The sequence below is a fragment of the Micromonospora sp. H61 genome, assembly GCF_018070325.1.
Taxonomy (GTDB): domain Bacteria; phylum Actinomycetota; class Actinomycetes; order Mycobacteriales; family Micromonosporaceae; genus Micromonospora; species Micromonospora salmantinae.
Genome location: NZ_JAGPXY010000030.1, coordinates 1 through 15,213, shown reverse-complemented (window position 1 = coordinate 15,213; position 15,213 = coordinate 1). Strand labels below are relative to the sequence as shown.

Annotated in this window: 15 protein-coding genes; 3 read left to right on the top strand and 12 right to left on the bottom strand. The window is 69.3% G+C overall.

Annotated features, from left to right (window positions below; all coding sequences use genetic code 11):
* Positions 1-6: 6 nt before the first annotated feature.
* The 3 genes from KBX08_RS17105 to KBX08_RS33875 form a co-directional block, all read right to left on the bottom strand.
* Positions 7-1,071, bottom strand: a complete 1,065-nt coding sequence (locus KBX08_RS17105) for a HAMP domain-containing sensor histidine kinase (protein ID WP_307850569.1) — start codon at positions 1,069-1,071, stop codon at positions 7-9.
* On the bottom strand, positions 1,068-1,733 hold the full coding sequence (locus KBX08_RS17100) for a response regulator transcription factor (RefSeq protein ID WP_210784484.1): 666 nt from the start codon (positions 1,731-1,733) through the stop codon (positions 1,068-1,070). Before KBX08_RS17100 ends, KBX08_RS17105 begins: the two co-directional genes overlap by 4 nt.
* Positions 1,734-2,104: 371 nt before the next feature.
* Positions 2,105-2,308 (bottom strand): DUF559 domain-containing protein, encoded by a 204-nt coding sequence (locus KBX08_RS33875; protein ID WP_247669551.1) that lies wholly within the window; start codon positions 2,306-2,308, stop codon positions 2,105-2,107.
* On the opposite strand from KBX08_RS33875, the gene KBX08_RS33870 reads away from it, so the two are divergent.
* Positions 2,228-2,815, top strand: coding sequence for a hypothetical protein (locus KBX08_RS33870; RefSeq protein WP_247669569.1), 588 nt, complete (start codon positions 2,228-2,230; stop codon positions 2,813-2,815). The genes KBX08_RS33875 and KBX08_RS33870 overlap by 81 nt on opposite strands.
* 394 nt (positions 2,816-3,209) lie before the next feature.
* On the opposite strand, the gene KBX08_RS17090 is transcribed toward KBX08_RS33870, so the two are convergent.
* The 7 genes from KBX08_RS17090 to KBX08_RS17060 all read right to left on the bottom strand — a co-directional run bounded on the left by KBX08_RS17090 (position 3,210) and on the right by KBX08_RS17060 (position 10,933).
* Positions 3,210-3,956: a G5 domain-containing protein gene (locus KBX08_RS17090; RefSeq protein ID WP_247669550.1), complete on the bottom strand. Its 747-nt coding sequence runs from the start codon at positions 3,954-3,956 to the stop codon at positions 3,210-3,212.
* Between the two features lie 271 nt (positions 3,957-4,227).
* The gene (locus tag KBX08_RS17085; RefSeq protein WP_210784481.1) at positions 4,228-5,409 is read right to left on the bottom strand and encodes a saccharopine dehydrogenase family protein; all 1,182 of its coding nucleotides are present in this window, start codon (positions 5,407-5,409) and stop codon (positions 4,228-4,230) included.
* A complete protein-coding gene (locus tag KBX08_RS17080) occupies positions 5,409-6,875 on the bottom strand; it encodes an FAD-binding oxidoreductase (protein ID WP_210784480.1) in 1,467 nt (488 codons plus the stop codon). Before KBX08_RS17080 ends, KBX08_RS17085 begins: the two co-directional genes overlap by 1 nt.
* Entirely contained in the window at positions 6,872-7,687 is an 816-nt protein-coding gene (locus KBX08_RS17075; RefSeq protein WP_210784479.1) for an ABC transporter permease, read from the bottom strand. Before KBX08_RS17075 ends, KBX08_RS17080 begins: the two co-directional genes overlap by 4 nt.
* Positions 7,687-8,595, bottom strand: a complete 909-nt coding sequence (locus KBX08_RS17070; protein WP_210784478.1) for an ABC transporter permease — start codon at positions 8,593-8,595, stop codon at positions 7,687-7,689. The genes KBX08_RS17075 and KBX08_RS17070 overlap by 1 nt, the downstream gene beginning before the upstream one ends.
* On the bottom strand, positions 8,592-9,743 hold the full coding sequence (locus KBX08_RS17065) for an ABC transporter ATP-binding protein (protein WP_210784477.1): 1,152 nt from the start codon (positions 9,741-9,743) through the stop codon (positions 8,592-8,594). Before KBX08_RS17065 ends, KBX08_RS17070 begins: the two co-directional genes overlap by 4 nt.
* A gap of 5 nt (positions 9,744-9,748) precedes the next feature.
* Positions 9,749-10,933, bottom strand: a complete 1,185-nt coding sequence (locus KBX08_RS17060; RefSeq protein ID WP_210784476.1) for a spermidine/putrescine ABC transporter substrate-binding protein — start codon at positions 10,931-10,933, stop codon at positions 9,749-9,751.
* Positions 10,934-11,147: 214 nt separating this feature from the next.
* Between KBX08_RS17060 and KBX08_RS17055 the strand changes: the two genes are divergently transcribed.
* On the top strand, positions 11,148-11,660 hold the full coding sequence (locus KBX08_RS17055; protein WP_091394101.1) for an Lrp/AsnC family transcriptional regulator: 513 nt from the start codon (positions 11,148-11,150) through the stop codon (positions 11,658-11,660).
* Positions 11,661-11,742: 82 nt separating this feature from the next.
* Here the strand turns inward: KBX08_RS17055 and KBX08_RS17050 are convergent, their stop codons facing one another.
* Together KBX08_RS17050 and KBX08_RS17045 are read right to left on the bottom strand one after the other, a co-directional pair.
* On the bottom strand, positions 11,743-11,937 hold the full coding sequence (locus tag KBX08_RS17050) for a DUF397 domain-containing protein (RefSeq protein WP_210784475.1): 195 nt from the start codon (positions 11,935-11,937) through the stop codon (positions 11,743-11,745).
* On the bottom strand, positions 11,928-12,671 hold the full coding sequence (locus KBX08_RS17045) for a DUF5753 domain-containing protein (protein ID WP_210784531.1): 744 nt from the start codon (positions 12,669-12,671) through the stop codon (positions 11,928-11,930). The genes KBX08_RS17050 and KBX08_RS17045 overlap by 10 nt, the downstream gene beginning before the upstream one ends.
* A 1,110-nt stretch (positions 12,672-13,781) precedes the next feature.
* Between KBX08_RS17045 and KBX08_RS17040 the strand changes: the two genes are divergently transcribed.
* Positions 13,782-15,128: an aspartate aminotransferase family protein gene (locus KBX08_RS17040; RefSeq protein WP_210784474.1), complete on the top strand. Its 1,347-nt coding sequence runs from the start codon at positions 13,782-13,784 to the stop codon at positions 15,126-15,128.
* Positions 15,129-15,213 lie beyond the last annotated feature (85 nt).

Genomic DNA, 15,213 nt, shown 5'->3' with positions numbered 1-15,213 from the left:
GAAGTGTCAGTTCAATGTGGGTAGCCGGACGTCGACCCGCAGGCCGCCGTGCTCGGCGGGCCGGGCCGCGATGATGCCGTCATGGGCCTGGGTGATCGAGCGGGCGATGGCCAGGCCCAGGCCGGCCCCGCCGCCCTGCGAGGTCCGGTCCCGGGCGAGTCGGCGGAACGGCTCGAACAGACCGGCCACCGCCTCGGCCGGCACGGGCTGGCCGGTGTTGACAACGGACAGCGCGGGCACGCCGCTCACCACGACGGTCAGTGAGCCGCCCGGCCGGTTGTACTTGATCCCGTTCTCCACCAGGTTGGTGACCAGGCGTTCCAGCAGCACCCGCTCGCCGACGACGATGCGGGGTGCGAGATGGGTCTCCACTGTGACCCCGGCCTCCCCGGCCCGGTCCAGGTACCCGGCCAGCACCGCCTCGACGATCGTGTCCAACCGCTGCGGTATCCGCGAACGGAGGCCCTGGTCGCTCTCGCTGAGCGCGAGCAGGCCCTCGATCAGTCGTTCGTTGCGCTCGTTGGTCTCCAGCAGCTGACTGGTCAGCAGCTCCAACTGCTCACCGGTGAGCGCCCTGGCCATGCCGACCTCGATGAGCGTCCGCTGCACGGCGAGGGGCGTCCGCAGCTCGTGCGAGGCGTTCGCGGCGAACCGCCGCTGCCCCTCGTACCCGGCGGAGACGCGTTCCATCATCTCGTCGATCGCCCGGGACAGCCGGGCCAACTCGTCGCTGCCCCGCGGCCGGATCCGGTGACCGAGGTTCTGCGGGCCGAGGTGCCCGATCGGCCCGGCCAGGTCAGCGACCGGACGCAGGCACCACACTGCTGCGAACCAGAGCGCCACCAGGACAGCCACTGTCACGAGCAGGACGGCCACCAGGGGCAGCATGAACGCCCCCGGCCGTACGTTGCCGCACACCGTCGACAACCCGGGCACGGGCACGTCACAGAACTGCTGCCCCCAGGCCCAGGTCATCTCCGACAGCCACTTGCCCATCGCCGGCAGTATCGGGCCGGCCAGCAGCGCCAGCAGCCCCACCAGCAGCACCCGACGTCGTGGCGTCCAGCTCACGCCGTGCCGCCGATGCGGTAGCCGGCCTTCGGAACGGTGTGGATGATCGCGGGATCGCCGAGCTTCTTGCGCAGGGTCATCACGGTGACCCGTACGGCGTTGGTGAACGGGTCGGCGAACTCGTCCCAGGCCTGCTCCAGCAACTCCTCGGCGCTGACCACCTGGCCGTCCGCGCGCAGCAGCACGTGCAGCACCGCGAACTCCTTTGGGCTCAACGCGAGGGACCGGCCGTCCCGGGTGGCCAGGTGCCGGCCCACGTCCAAGGCGAGGCCGTCCTGGGCGAGCACCGGTGGCAGCGCCGGGGTGGACCGTCGCCCGAGGGCCTGCACCCGGGCCACCAGCTCGGCGAACGCGAACGGCTTGGTCAGGTAGTCGTCCGCGCCGAGGCCGAGGCCCTCGACCCGGTCCCGGATGCCCGCCGCAGCGGTGAGCAGCAGCACCCGGGTGCCGACCTGTGAGTCGGCGATGCTGCGGCACACCTCGTCACCGGTGTGTCCGGGCATGTCCCGGTCCAGCACCGCGACGTCGTACCGGTTCACCCCGACCCGCTCCAGCGCACCGTCACCGTCGTAGCAGACGTCGACGGCCATCGAGAGGCGGCGCAGCCCTTCGGCCACCGTGTCCGCCAACAACCGCTCGTCGTCCGCCACCAGCACCCGCACGTTTTTCCGCTCCCCCAGTTCGGCCTGCCCGGCATACCGTCGCAGGCCCGGGTTAAGGGTTCTGTAAGCACCCGTCGCAGCCATCCTCCACGCGGGTGTCCAGCGGGCAAACCACCGCAAGCCAGTCCCGGTCGACTTCGTGCCCGTGTCACGTCATCTGCGTCGTGCGTCCCCGAAGGCCACGGCGCTTGGCGTGCGGGAGTGAGCTGCGTCACGACAAGCGCTCGCCCCGTCCAAGCCCCGGCCGCCGACCCCGACCCCTCCCGTCGATCATGGAGTTGTGGTGGGAGTTAGATCCGTTTCACGCCTTCCGTGAGGCACCACAACTTCATGATCGGCGCGAGGTCAGGTGAAGGCGAATGACTGGAGAGCTAGGGGTACAGGAGGGGTATCAAGGTTCGGAGGATGTGGGTGGGGCGACGGTAGAGGTCCCGGTCCGTGAAGTGCCGCATTTGCCAGCCGTTGGCGGCGAGCCAGTTCGTACGAGAGCGATCATGCTGGAGTCGAGCACGGTCCAGATGGGACGATCCGTCGTACTCGACGCCGACGCGGTGTCGCCGATACCCAAGATCCAGGCGGTAGAGCGGTATCCCATAGTTGTCCGGGACCCAGATCTGCGGCTCCGGCGGTGGCAAGCCGCCATCTATCAGCACCAAGCGCAGCTGGCTCTCCTGCCGACATTCTGCCCGAGGATCGGCGCGTGGCACGAGATCGCGCGCCTGAGAGACTCCCCGCAGACGATCGTGCCGAGCTACCTCTACCCGGAGTTCCTCGGGCCGACAGGCGCCTACGCGAAGGCAAAGGTCCAGCAGCGGCATCGCTTCCATTCGGCGCAACGACCGGGCCAGGTCCACCGCGCACCTGACGGCGGGCGCGCACGGCACTCCGCCGAGCAGCACCGGGTCACGCACCGGCAACACTGCCTCGTGTGTAACGACGCCTCGGATGCGCGGGACCTTCTCCCCCGCTGGCACGATCACGTGCACGTCGGAGCTTCGCGCGTCGCCGAAGCCATGCAGCTGCGCCCCGGTGTGAAAGCCGACGACGGCTCCGGGAGGCAGCCGCCGGAAGATTGCCGGTAGACGTCCAGCCTGGTCGGCCGATGGCCCGTAGATGCTCCGCGACAGCCGGTGCAGATGGGACTGCTCGGTCAATCTGCGCACTTGTTCCCGGCTGAGGCCGGCTGCGAGTAACTCCGAGTATGGATACAGAGGCTCTGCCATGCCGGAGGAATCTGCAGCACCACTTCACCAACGCTCGACCCCAAGAACGCGCCCTGTGGATAACCGCCGACCCTGTGCACAACCCCCGCAGCCCTTTCCAACCGTGCTATAGCACCGAGTCCGCCACCTGAGTCGATCATGGAGTTGTGGTGGCGGACAAATGCCTTGATACAGCGCCTTCCGCCCACCACAACTCCATGATCGACACGGTTCAGCGGGGCGGGGGCGAGGGCGGGGGCCGGGGGCCGGGGGGTTAGTCGCAGGCTGTGCCGTCGCCGTCTCGGTCCAGGTCGTAGATGTCGTTGCCGATCACCCTGATCGGCCCGCTGACGTAGGCGGGGCCGTTGCCACTGCCACCCGCGCAGTCGACATCGCTGGCGATCGGGACGCAGCCGCTGTAGTTCGGGTCGCACTTCGACGACTGCGGCTTCTTGGTGCCGACGGCCACGACCTGGGTCACCGGCTGCTTCGTCACTACGGACGTGACCAGCTTCTTGGCCGTCCGCACGCCGTCGGTGGTGGTCACCTCGTAGGTCAGGGTCCGGACGCCGTTCACGCCTTTGGTCCGGACGACCCGCTTGCCCTCGGCCAGCGACGAGTCCTTGACGGTCCGCTCGCCGTACCGGATGGTCGCCTTCTCCGTCACGGTCGTCACCTGCACCACCGGCGCGGCTGCCGCCGACAAGGGCGGCGCCGCCGGGGGCACGGTGGAGGGCGGCGCGGCAGTCGGCGACTCCTCCTGGGCCGGCTCGCCGGGTGCGGCCAGGATCGGCTGCTGCGGCTGCTCGGCGGCGGTGCCGGTCTTTGTCGGCTCCGGCTCGCCGGTCAACGCGCCGACGATGGCGGTGCCGGCGCAGCAGAGCAGCAGGATCGACAGCGTCACCGAGCCGAGGATCACGGCGACCCGGCCGGCGGGAGTGGCCCGGCGGAACCAGTTCGGTCGGGGCGTCTGGCCGAACGACGGCGGGTACGGGGGCCCCGGGTTCTGTGGTGGTTGCATCGTCACGGCGATGAGTGTCGTCGCAAACACAGTCTGCAATATCCCCCGTCGCGTTCGTCACCTGCGCCTTTCGCTTCGCGGGAAAGATCGGTGGGCGCGCTCGCGGGCGACGAGTCGACAGACGCGGCAACCCTCCAGGTTGGCAGGGCAGGGCCGATCGTGCGGGTGTCAGCACCAGCAAAAGCCGCAGATCACCACGCACCGCATCGACAGGGGATCGGAGGCCCAACGGCGACGACGGAACTGTCGCGATGCCGTCAGCGCGGCCGGCTCACCGCTCCTCCATCGCCCATGGTGACCCGTAACCGTTCAGCAGGTCGAGGAAGGGCATCGGGGGCAGCGCCTCCGGGCCGAGCACCCCGACACCGGCCCACGCGCCGCTGGCGAGCAACTCCAACGCGACGACCGGGTTGACGGCGGTCTGCCAGACCACCGCCTGGTGCCCGTACTCCCGCATCGACCACTCGTTGTCGACCACGTGGTACAGGTAGACCTCGCGGGGTTGCCCGTCCGGGCCGAGGCCGCGTACCCAGGTGCCGGCGCAGGTCTTGCCGCGCATCCGGGCACCGAGCGTGGCCGGGTCGGGCAGACTCGCGGCCACCACGTCGCGCGGGGAGACGTCGACGCCGCGTACCCGTACCGGGGAGACCGCGTCCAGGCCGAGCTTGTGCAGCGTCTTGAGCACCTCGATGAACTCGTCGCCGAGGCCGTACTTGAAGGTGACCCGCCGGGCCTTGACCCAGCGCGGGATGAGCAGCACCTCCTCGTGTTCGACGTTGACGCACTCGACCGGCCCGATCCCCTCCGGAAAGTGGAAGACCTCCGGCTCGGAGAACGGTTCGGTGGTGAACCAGCCCCGGTCCCTCTCCCAGATGACCGGCGGGTTGAGGCACTCCTCGATGGTGGTCCAGATGGAGAACGAGGGCGCGAAGTCGTACCCGTCGACTGTGAGGTTCGCCCCGTCCCGGACACCGATCTCGTCGATCTCACTGAACAGTTCGTCGGCGGCGTAGCGGGCGAACACGTCGGAGAGGCCGGGTTCGACCCCGATGCCGCACAGCGCCAGCCGACCGGCGGCCGACCAGGTGTCGGCCAGCGCGAACTGTTCGTCGCCGAGCTTCACGCCGGTCCCCACGTGCGACAGCGACATCGCCATGTCCAGGTAGTCCGCGCCGGCCGCGAACGCCCCGTTGAAGATCGGCATGACGAACCGCGGGTCGACGGCGTTCAACACGTGCGTGATCCGGTGCTCCCGGCACAGCGCGGTGACCGCGTCGGATGAGGAGGCGTCCACCTGGGCGGCGACGAACCGGTCACCGTGCCCGGCGACCGCCCGCTGGGCCCGAACGGGGTCGTGGTCGGCGACCACAACGGTCTCGAAGAAGGTCCGTCGGGCGGCGATGGCTACGGCGGCGGAGCCGACGCCACCGGCGCCGACGAGGAGGACACGCATCAGGAATCAAACCCCAAACCGAAACGATCGAGAGTACGGAGCCAGAGGTCGCGCCGACCTTCGCGCGCGTCGGCGCGGGCCAGTGACCAGCGGGTGAGATTGATGCCGACCGCGCGGACGGGTTCCGGCGGGAACGGCAGGGGCTTGCGGCGAACCAGGTCGAGCCGGGTCAGCGGGGTGTTCCCGCCGTCGAGCAGGTCGAGCAGCACCCGGGCCCCGAAGCGGGTGGCCCCGACGCCGAGGCCGGTGTAGCCGGCCGCGTACGCCAGCCGACCGCCGTAGGCGGTGCCGAAGAACGGGCAGAACCGGGTGCAGGTGTCGATGACCCCGCCCCAGCGGTGGCTGAACCGCACGTCGGCGAGCTGCGGGAACGTGGTGAAGAAGTGGCGGGCAAGGGTGGTGAAGGTGGCCGGTCGTTGCTCCAACTCGGGCGCGACGCGGTTGCCGTAGTGGTAGACGGCGTCGTAGCCGCCGAAGAGGATCCGCCCGTCGGTGGTGATCCGGTAGTAGTGGAACTGGTTGGCGGTGTCGGCGAGTCCCTGCCGGTTGCGCCAACCGATGGCGTCGCGCTGGGCCGGGGTCAGCGGTTCGGTCATCAGCACGTGGTCGTAGACCGGCACCAGGTACGCCCGTAGCCGGCGCAGCAGCGGCGGGAACGCGTTGGTGGCCAGCACGACCCGGCGCGCCCGTATCGAGCCGGGAAGACCTGCGGCGCGGGTGTCGGCCGGGCCAGGGTCGGCCGGGTGGGCGGTGGGATCGGTGCCCAGGGTGCTGGCGTGCACCGCCGCGTTGTCGGCGCGCAGGCCGGTGACCCGGGTGTGTTCGTGCACGCGTACGCCGAGGTCGAGGCAGGCGCGGCGCAGCCCCCAGGCCAGCTTCGCCGGGTCCACCATTGCCACCCGGTCGGCGTCGAACATCCCACCCAGGTACGTCGGCGAGTGCACCTCGGCGCGCACCTCGTCGCGGTCGAGCAACCGCACCCGGTGGCCGTACCGGCGGGCCAGGTCCGCGTCGGCGGCCAGCCCGTCGAGTTGGTACGGCTCGACGGCGACGGCCAGCTCACCGGTGCGCTCGAAGTCGCACTCGATGTCGAACTTCGCGACGGTGGCGGCGATGGCGTCCAGGTTGTCCCGGCCGAGGCGTTCCAACTCGCCGACCTCGTCGGGGAACCGGTCGACGCCGTTGGCGAGGCCGTGGGTCAGCGAGGCTGCGCAGAACCCGCCGTTGCGCCCGGACGCGGCCCAACCGCAGGTCCCGGCGTCGACGAGCAGCACGTCCCGGTCCGGGTCCGCCTGCTTCGCCAACAGCGCGGCCCACAGTCCGCTGTAACCGCCACCGATCACCAGCAGGTCGGCGGAGTGCCGACCGCTCATTGGCGGTAGCGGGTCGGGGCGGTCCGGGCGATCGAGCCAGTACGGCACGGGTGCCGCGTCGGCCAACGCCCGGCCGGTATGCGGAAGGGTCATGACGGGCCGGTCAGCAGGTTGGCGCGGCGGGCCCGTCGACCGCGCAGCGAGCTGAGCCCGACGAGCAGCAGCGCGACCGCGAACATCGCGGTGCCGATCACGTTGACCTGCGGTGGGATGCCACGCTGGGCAGCGCCCCAGACGTACATCGGGAACGTGACAGTGGTTCCGGCGTTGAAGTTCGTGATGATGAAGTCGTCGAAGCTCAGCGAGAAGGCCAGCAACGCGGCGGCCACGATGCCGGGCAGCACCAGCGGCAGGGTGATCCGTCGGAAGGTCTGCCACTCGTTGGCGTAGAGGTCCATGGCGGCCTCCTCCAGCCGCCGGTCCATCCCGGCGAGCCGTGCCTTCACTGTTACCACCACGAACGACACGCAGAACATCACGTGCGCGATCACGACGGTCCAGAAACCCTGCGGTACGCCCGCCGACACGAACAGGGCCAGCAACGACGTGCCCATCACCAGCTCCGGGGTGGCCATCGGCAGGAAGATCAGCACGTTGACCCCGGAGCGGCCACGGAAGCGGTGCCGGACCAGCGCGAACGCCATCAGCGTGCCGAGCACTGTGGCGACCACCGTGGCGATAAAGCCGATCTGCACGCTGCGGACCACCGCGTCGCACATGTCCGAGGTGGCGCAGGGCTGCCGCCAGTTGTCCAGAGTGAACTCGTTGAAGTCGTACGACAGCCGGCTCGACGGCCGGTTGAACGACAACGCGGCCACCACCAGGATCGGCAGCGCCAGGTAGCCGAGCACCAGCAACGCCACGAGCATCACCCAGCGGTCCGCGAACCAGCGCGAAAGTCTCATTAGAGGACCTCCTCCGTGCCGGCTCGACGGAGGTAGCCGAAGACCACAGCGAGGATCGCCGCCATCAGCAGGAACGACAGCGCGGCGCCCTGCGGGTAGTCCAGTCGGACCAGGAACGCCGAGTCGATGACGTTGCCGATCATGTATTCGTTCGGGGTGCCGAGCAGTTCGGCGTTGATGTAGTCGCCGCTGGCCGGGATGAAGAACAGCAGCGTGCCGGCGACCAGACCGGGCATGGACAGCGGCAGCGTCACCCGGCGGAACGCCTGCACCGGGCTCGCGTACAGGTCGGTGGCCGCCTCTAGCAACCGGGGGTCCAGCCGCTCCAGGCTCGCGTACAGCGGCAGCACCAAAAACGGCAGGAAGTTGTACGTCAGGCCGAGCACCACAGCGAACGGGGTGGCCAGCAGCCGACCGTCCGGGGCGAGCAGGTGCACGTCGCGCAGCAGACCGACGAGCGCACCGTTGTCCGACAGGATCGTCTTCCAGGCCAGCGTGCGGACCAGGAAGCTGGTGAACATCGGCGCGACGACGCACACCAGCAGCAGGTTCTTCCAGCGGCCGGCCTTCTGCGCGATGGCGTACGCCAGTGGGTAGCCCAGCAGCAACGCCAGCACCAGGGCCAGCCCGGCGTAGCCGAACGAGCGCAGGAACTGCGGCCAGTACGCCTGCAGCACGTCCGGGTAGTTGCCGACCGCCCAGGTCATCGCGTACCCGGTGGAGAGCGAGCCGCTGGGGTCGTACAGGCTGGCCGACGCCAACTGCACCAGCGGCACACCGAAGAAGATGAGCAGCCAGGCCGCACCCGGCAACAACAGGAGGTACGGCAGGAGCCGGCGTCGCCCGGACCGGGCTGCCGGTGGCGCGGGTGGCGGGTGCCCCGCCCTGGTGGGGGCCAGCAGGGTCACGACGACGCACCCACCGGCTCGTCGAGCACCGGCGACGTCCGGTCGGTGTCGGCGGCGTCGCGGGGCAGCAGGAACGCGTGCCGCGGATCCCAGTACGCCACGGCCTCGCTGCCGACCGCCACGGGCGTCGACGTCCCGCTGTTGGCGGCGAAGACCGACAACTCGGTGCCCCAACCGGTGCGCAGCAGGTACTGGGTGCTGACTCCCACGTAGGAGGCGTCGGTGACCACTCCGGTGACGTGCTGATGCCCGGCGGGCACCTGGTCGGCGGAGCCGACCAGTATCAGCTTTTCGGGGCGTACCCCCAGGTGGACCGGGCCGTGGTCGGCCCGCGACCGGCCGGCGGGCACCGAGAAGCGCGTGCCGTGCGCCGTCACCGCGACGTCACCGCCACCGGCGCCGGTGGCCTCGCCGGCGAGCAGGTTCGACTGGCCGAGGAAGTTCGCCACGAAGGCGGTGGCGGGAAACTCGTAGAGGTCGGCGGGAGGACCGAGTTGCTCGATCCGGCCGGCGTTCATCACCGCGACGGTGTCGGCCATTGTCATGGCCTCCTCCTGGTCGTGGGTGACGTGCACGAAGGTGATGCCGACCTCGGTCTGGATGCGCTTCAGCTCGATCTGCATCTGTCGGCGCAGCTTGAGGTCGAGTGCGCCCAGCGGTTCGTCGAGCAACAGCACCTGCGGCCGGTTGATCAGGGCGCGGGCCAGCGCGACCCGCTGCTGCTGGCCGCCGGAGAGCTGGGCGGGGCGGCGGTCGCCGTACCCGTCGAGTTGCACCAGTGACAGCATCCGGGTGACCTCGTCGTCGACCGAGCGGATGCCGCGTCGGCGCAGCCCGAAGGCCACGTTCTCGAAGATGGTGAGGTGCGGGAAGAGCGCGTAGCTCTGGAAGACGGTGTTTACCGGTCGCTTGTACGGCCGCAGCCGGGTGATGTCCCGGTCACCGAGCAGCACCTGGCCGCTGGTCGGCTCCTCCAGCCCGCCGATCATCCGCAACGTGGTGGTCTTGCCGCAGCCGGACGCGCCGAGCAGCGCGAAGAACGAGCCCTGCTCGATGGTCAGGCTCAGGTCGTCGACAGCTGTGAAGACGCCGAACCGTCTGGTGAGGTTGGCCAGGCGCAGGTCGCCGGCGGGTGTCTCGCGCGCCATCCTCGTCACGCCCCGATGACCTGTTGGAACTTGCCCTCGTACTCCTTCTCCTGCTTCTCGTCCAGGGCCATGAACACAGAGGACTTCGACAGCAGCGCCTCGTCCGGGAAGATCAGCGGGTTGGCGGCCAACTCGGGGTCGATCTTCTCCATCTCGGCCTGAGCGCCCTTGACCGGGCAGATGTAGTTGACGTAGGCGGCGAGCTTCGCCGCGACCGCCGGCTCGTAGTAGTAGTTGATCAGCGCTTCGGCGTTGCCCTTGTGGGTGGCCTTGTTGGGGACCATCATGTTGTCGCTGTAGAGCATCACGCCGGAGTCCGGCGCGACGAAACGCACCTTCTCGTCCTCACCGGACAGTTGGATGACGTCGCCGGACCAGCCGATGCACGCCGCGATGTCGCCCTTTGCCAGGTCGGGCGCGTAGTCGTTGCCGGTGAACCTGCGGATCTGCCCGGAGTCGACGGCCTTCTTGAGCTTGTTGAGGGCGTCGTCGAACTGGGCGGCGGTGAAGTTCGCCGGGTCGTGCCCGTTCGACCCGAGCAGCAGACCCATTGTGTCGCGCATCTCGCTGAGCGCTGTCACCTTGCCCTTGAGGTCGGGGCGGGTGAGCAGTTCGTCGACAGTCCGCAGTTCCTTCGTGACGTTGCCGTTGTAGGCAAGGCCGGCGAGGCCGGACTGCCACGGAATGGAGATTCGGTTCTCGGCGTCGAAGGGGCGGTTGAGCAGCGACGGAAGCAGGTTGGTCTGCACGTTCGGGATCTTCGCCGGGTCGAGCTTCTGGATCCAGCCGAGCCGGATCATCCGGGCCGCCATCCAGTCGGTCAGCACGATGATGTCCCGGTCGGTGCTCTGGCAGGCGGCGAGCTGGTTCTGCACCTTGCCGAAGAATTCGTTGTTGTCGTTGATGTCCTCGGTGTAGGTCACCTGAATGCCGGTCTTCGTGATGAACTCGTCGAGGCTCGGCCGCTTGGACTCGTCAGTGTCGTCCACGTCCATGTACTGCGGCCAGTTGGCGAAGGCGAGTTTCTTCTCGGTGCCGGAGAGGTCCTCGCTGACGCAGCCAGTTTCGGTCTGCTGCGCGCCCTTGGTGCCGCAGCCCGCGACGCTGCCACCCATGGTGAGCAGGGCGGCCGAACCGAGAGTGCCGGTGAGCAGTCCACGCCGGGAGAGGGGCCGGAGGGGAGTACGCATGACGACTCCTAGGGGGTCATCGTCGGCGGGCGGGACGGGGAGGCGCGCCGGCGGGAATGTCGGGAGGGTCAAGTGCCATGGACGACTGATCCTGACATGAGAGGACCTCCCTTACAAGGGATTCCGTTGCGGGAATAGCGATACACGACGAAATACGCCAGACTACGCGGGGATACATGCGCGACATCACGATTCGGGACATGGGGAGCGGGCTATGACAAACCGGCAGCACGAGAACAGCAATGGCGGTCGACGCGTCGCTGTCCGTGACGGTGCGAATCACGCTCTGCTGGATGACGTGGCCAAGCAGATCATCGAGCAGCTCCAGGAGGACGGTCGCCGCCCGTACGCGACGATCGGCAAGGCGGTGGGGCTGTCCGAGGCGGCGGTCCGGCAGCGGGTGCAGCGGCTGCTCGACTCCGGCGTGATGCAGATCGTGGCGGTGACCGATCCGCTCCAGCTCGGCTTCAACCGGCAGGCGATGATCGGCCTCCGTACCGACGGCGACCTGGAAGCTGTCGCCGACCGGCTGGCCGAGTTGGACGAGGTCGACTACGTGGTGATCACCGCCGGGTCGTTCGACCTGCTCACCGAGGTGGTCTGTCGCAACGACGACCACCTGCTGGAGATCCTGCAGCGACTGCGCGCGGTGCCCGGGGTGCTCTCCACCGAGGCGTTCGTCTATCTCAAGCTGCGCAAGCAGACCTACACCTGGGGTACGGCCTGAGCTTCCCCTGATCCACTCGGCTTTCCGGGAGTCGGGGTGTCCGGGCCGCCCTGATGCCCCGACTTCCGTGATCCCGAGTGGATCAGCGGTGCGTCGCGCGGACTTCCTGCACGAACGACGCCCAGGCGGTCGGCGCGAACGTCAGCGTGCCGCCGTCGCGGTCCTTGCTGTCGCGCACCAGCACCCGGCCGGGCAGGTTGTCGGCCACCTCGACGCAGTCACCACCGTTGTTGCTGCTGCGGGTCGCGGTGCGCCAGCGGGCGTCGGTCATGTCCATGTCGTGGCCACTTCCCTGATCAGCTCGATCGACCGGCGTTGGGGGAACGCCTCGCCGGTGACGCTCTCCCACCTGCGTCCCAGGTTAGCGACGTCGAGGGGATCGGTCACGACCTGACCGCGGAGCTGGTTGTCGAGATACGCCAATTCGGTCCCGTCGGGCAGCCGGCCCAGCACGAAAGGGCCGGCCAACCCGGTGTGCCACGGGCTCTCGGCCGGGATGACCCGGACCTGCACGTGCTCCCACTCGGCCACTCTCGCGAGGTGGGCCAACTGGCCGGCCATCACGGCGCGGTCGCCGACCGGCCGGCGCAGCACCACCTCGTCGATCACCGCCACGAGCTGCGGTGGGGCATCGCGGCACAGCACCGCCTGCCGTTCAAGGCGGCCCGCCACGATCAGGTCCACCTCGGACGGTGCGACCAGCCCGCCGGTGCCCAGGATCGCGCGGGCGTACCCCTCGGTCTGGAGCAGGCCCGGCACGAGCAGCGGCTGGTAGGACCGGAGTGACGTGGCGTCCTGTTCCAGCTCGGCCCACGGCCGGAACCACGGCAGGTCACGGCGGCGGAACGGCTCCGGCCAAAGGTCGGCCGCCTCCCGGCGCAGGACCTCAGCCACCGCCACCCGGGTACGCGGATGCGGGATGCGCCCCGAAGCGAGCCACCGCGCCGCCGTCTTCGGGTCGACGCGGACCTTCTCGGCCAACGACTCGACCGTCTCCCCCGCCTCGGCCATCGCCACCCGCAACGCCTCGTTCGCCACCGGACCCTCCCGCCGCTCATCCGTGCCGTGGCGGACGACCCCGGGTCGTTCGCCCAGCAGGCGCGCTGCGACGCCGCTCGATGCACGTTGCGGCGGACGATAGCCACGCTGCGTGTCCGTGTCTGCGACCTACCGGCGTGTTGCGGTGGGACGTGTTGGCGCGCAGCCAGGACGCCCCCCGACAGTCCCCGAAGTGCCCCACCAGCGTCCCAAGACCCGCGCCTCCCGGCCCCCAGCACGCCCTCCCCGGCCCCCAGCACGCCCTCCCGGCCCCCGGCACGCCCTCCCCGGCACCCCGGCCCGCGCCTCCCCCGTCACGCGTCGCCCCGACCTTCAGCCGCGCACCCGACCTTCAGCCGCGCACCCGACCCCAGCCGCGCACCCGACCCGGCCTGCGTCACCGACCCCGGCCTGCGTCACCGCAATCCGCGACCGCTGCCCTGCGGCCTCCCCGGCCCCGCCCTTGCGCTTGCGCTTGCCCTTGCGCTTGCCCTTGCGCTTGCCCTTGCGCTTGCGCTTGCGCTTGATCCACTCGACTTCACGAATATCGCGGTATCAACCACGCCCGGACACCGCGATCTCGGCGAACCCGAGTGGATCGAGGCGGCGGCCGAGGAAGGCGCTGTCACCCGCCGGGCCCTTTGGAGCTGATGTCGCAAACGAGTCGCGGACGGGAGAACCCGGCGACGAGCCGGCCTGTCTGATCGATAGGCCCGATCCGATAGGCACGATCCGACAGGCACGATCCGACAGGCACGATCCGACAGGCCCGAATCCGGGAAGGCACGTGGCGCGGCCCCGACAGGCCGGCCGTGATGCCGCAAACGATTCAGCTCCAAAGGCAGCCACCAGCACACCTCCACCTCCTGCCGACCGCCGACCGGCCGACCGCCGGCCAGCCGACCAGCCGGCAAACAGCGGTGCGGATTCCGTTGCATCTATGACGCCGCTGCGCTAAATCCGTCGCCAACCGACCGTGATACCGCCGATAACACTTGCTTCGGAGGTTGAGACTGTGCGATAACCGTTGACAGAGCGGCCGGCCTCACCCCTTTGACCGGCCCGACGACCGATGGGGCTGACATGGCCAACGCCACCGACCACCTCTGGATGCACTTCACCCGGATGGCGAGCTACTCCGCCGGTGAGGTGCCGACCATCGTGCGCGGCGAGGGAGCGTACGTGTGGGACGCGCAGGGTCGCCGCTACCTGGACGGGCTCGCCGGGCTCTTCGTGGTCAACGCCGGCCACGGCCGCACCGAACTGGCCGAGGCCGCCGCCAAGCAGGCCGGCGAGCTGGCCTACTTCCCGCTCTGGTCGTACGCGCACCCGAAGGCCATCGAACTTGCCGAGAGGATCGCCGCGCTCACCCCCGGCGACCTCAACCGGATCTTCTTCACCACCGGCGGCTCCGAGGCCGTCGAGGCGGCATGGAAGCTGGCCCGCGCGTACTTCAAGCGCACCGGGAAGCCCAACAAGTACAAGGTGATCAGCCGGTACATCGCCTACCACGGCACCTCCATGGGCGCCCTGTCGATCACCGGCCTGCCCGGCATCAAGAGCGACTTCGAGCCACTGGTACCGGGCGCGATCAAGGTGCCGAACACGAACTTCTACCGGGCGCCCGAGCACGGCGACGACCCCGAGGCGTTCGGCCGCTGGGCCGCCGACGAGATCGGTCGGGCCATCGAACGGGAGGGGCCGGACACTGTCGCCGCGGTCTTCCTTGAGCCGGTGCAGAACTCCGGCGGGTGCTTCCCACCACCGCCCGGCTACTTCGATCGGGTACGGGAGATCTGCGACGCGTACGACGTTCTGCTCGTCTCCGACGAGGTGATCTGCTCGTGGGGGCGGTTGGGCGAGTACTTCGGCGCGGTGCGCTACGGCTACCAGCCGGACATCATCACCACTGCCAAGGGCATCACCTCCGGCTACGCCCCGCTCGGCGCGATGATCGCCAGCGACCGGCTGATGAAACCGTTCCTCACCGAGACCGGCATGTTCGCCCACGGGGTGACCTTCGGTGGCCACCCCGTCTCCTGCGCGGTGGCCCTGGCCAACCTGGAGGTGTTCGCCCGCGAGGACCTGGTCGGGCACGTACGCGCCAACGAGGACGCCTTCCGGGCCACCCTGGAGAAGCTGTACGACCTGCCGATCGTCGGCGACGTCCGCGGCGACGGCTACTTCTACGGCATCGAACTGGTCAAGGACAAGGCCACCCGGGAGACCTTCGACGAGGCCGAGTCGGAGCGCCTGCTGCGGGGCTTCCTCTCGACCGCCCTGTTCCAGGCGGGCCTCTACTGCCGGGCCGACGACCGGGGCGACCCGGTCATCCAACTGGCCCCACCCCTGATCGCCGAGCAGCAGCACTTCGACGAGATCGAACAAACCCTCCGCACAGTCCTAACCCAAGCCTGGACCAAGCTCTAACCCCACCCACCCACCGCTGTTGATCAAGAGGTTTGCGTCAAAGACGAGCCGGCTGATGACCGAAACCTCTTGATCAACCCAGGGA

Excerpts from the sequence above, each read along its gene's own strand:
- KBX08_RS33870 (WP_247669569.1), top strand. The coding sequence starts at position 2,228 with ATGCTGGAGTCGAGCACGGTCCAGATGGGACGATCCGTCGTACTCGAC.
- KBX08_RS17090 (WP_247669550.1), bottom strand. The coding sequence starts at position 3,956 with ATGCAACCACCACAGAACCCGGGGCCCCCGTACCCGCCGTCGTTCGGC.
- KBX08_RS17085 (WP_210784481.1), bottom strand. The coding sequence starts at position 5,409 with ATGCGTGTCCTCCTCGTCGGCGCCGGTGGCGTCGGCTCCGCCGCCGTA.
- KBX08_RS17080 (WP_210784480.1), bottom strand. The coding sequence starts at position 6,875 with ATGACCCTTCCGCATACCGGCCGGGCGTTGGCCGACGCGGCACCCGTG.
- KBX08_RS17075 (WP_210784479.1), bottom strand. The coding sequence starts at position 7,687 with ATGAGACTTTCGCGCTGGTTCGCGGACCGCTGGGTGATGCTCGTGGCG.
- KBX08_RS17065 (WP_210784477.1), bottom strand. The coding sequence starts at position 9,743 with ATGGCGCGCGAGACACCCGCCGGCGACCTGCGCCTGGCCAACCTCACC.
- KBX08_RS17060 (WP_210784476.1), bottom strand. The coding sequence starts at position 10,933 with ATGCGTACTCCCCTCCGGCCCCTCTCCCGGCGTGGACTGCTCACCGGC.
- KBX08_RS17055 (WP_091394101.1), top strand. The coding sequence starts at position 11,148 with ATGACAAACCGGCAGCACGAGAACAGCAATGGCGGTCGACGCGTCGCT.
- KBX08_RS17050 (WP_210784475.1), bottom strand. The coding sequence starts at position 11,937 with ATGGACATGACCGACGCCCGCTGGCGCACCGCGACCCGCAGCAGCAAC.
- KBX08_RS17045 (WP_210784531.1), bottom strand. The coding sequence starts at position 12,671 with ATGGCCGAGGCGGGGGAGACGGTCGAGTCGTTGGCCGAGAAGGTCCGC.
- KBX08_RS17040 (WP_210784474.1), top strand. The coding sequence starts at position 13,782 with ATGGCCAACGCCACCGACCACCTCTGGATGCACTTCACCCGGATGGCG.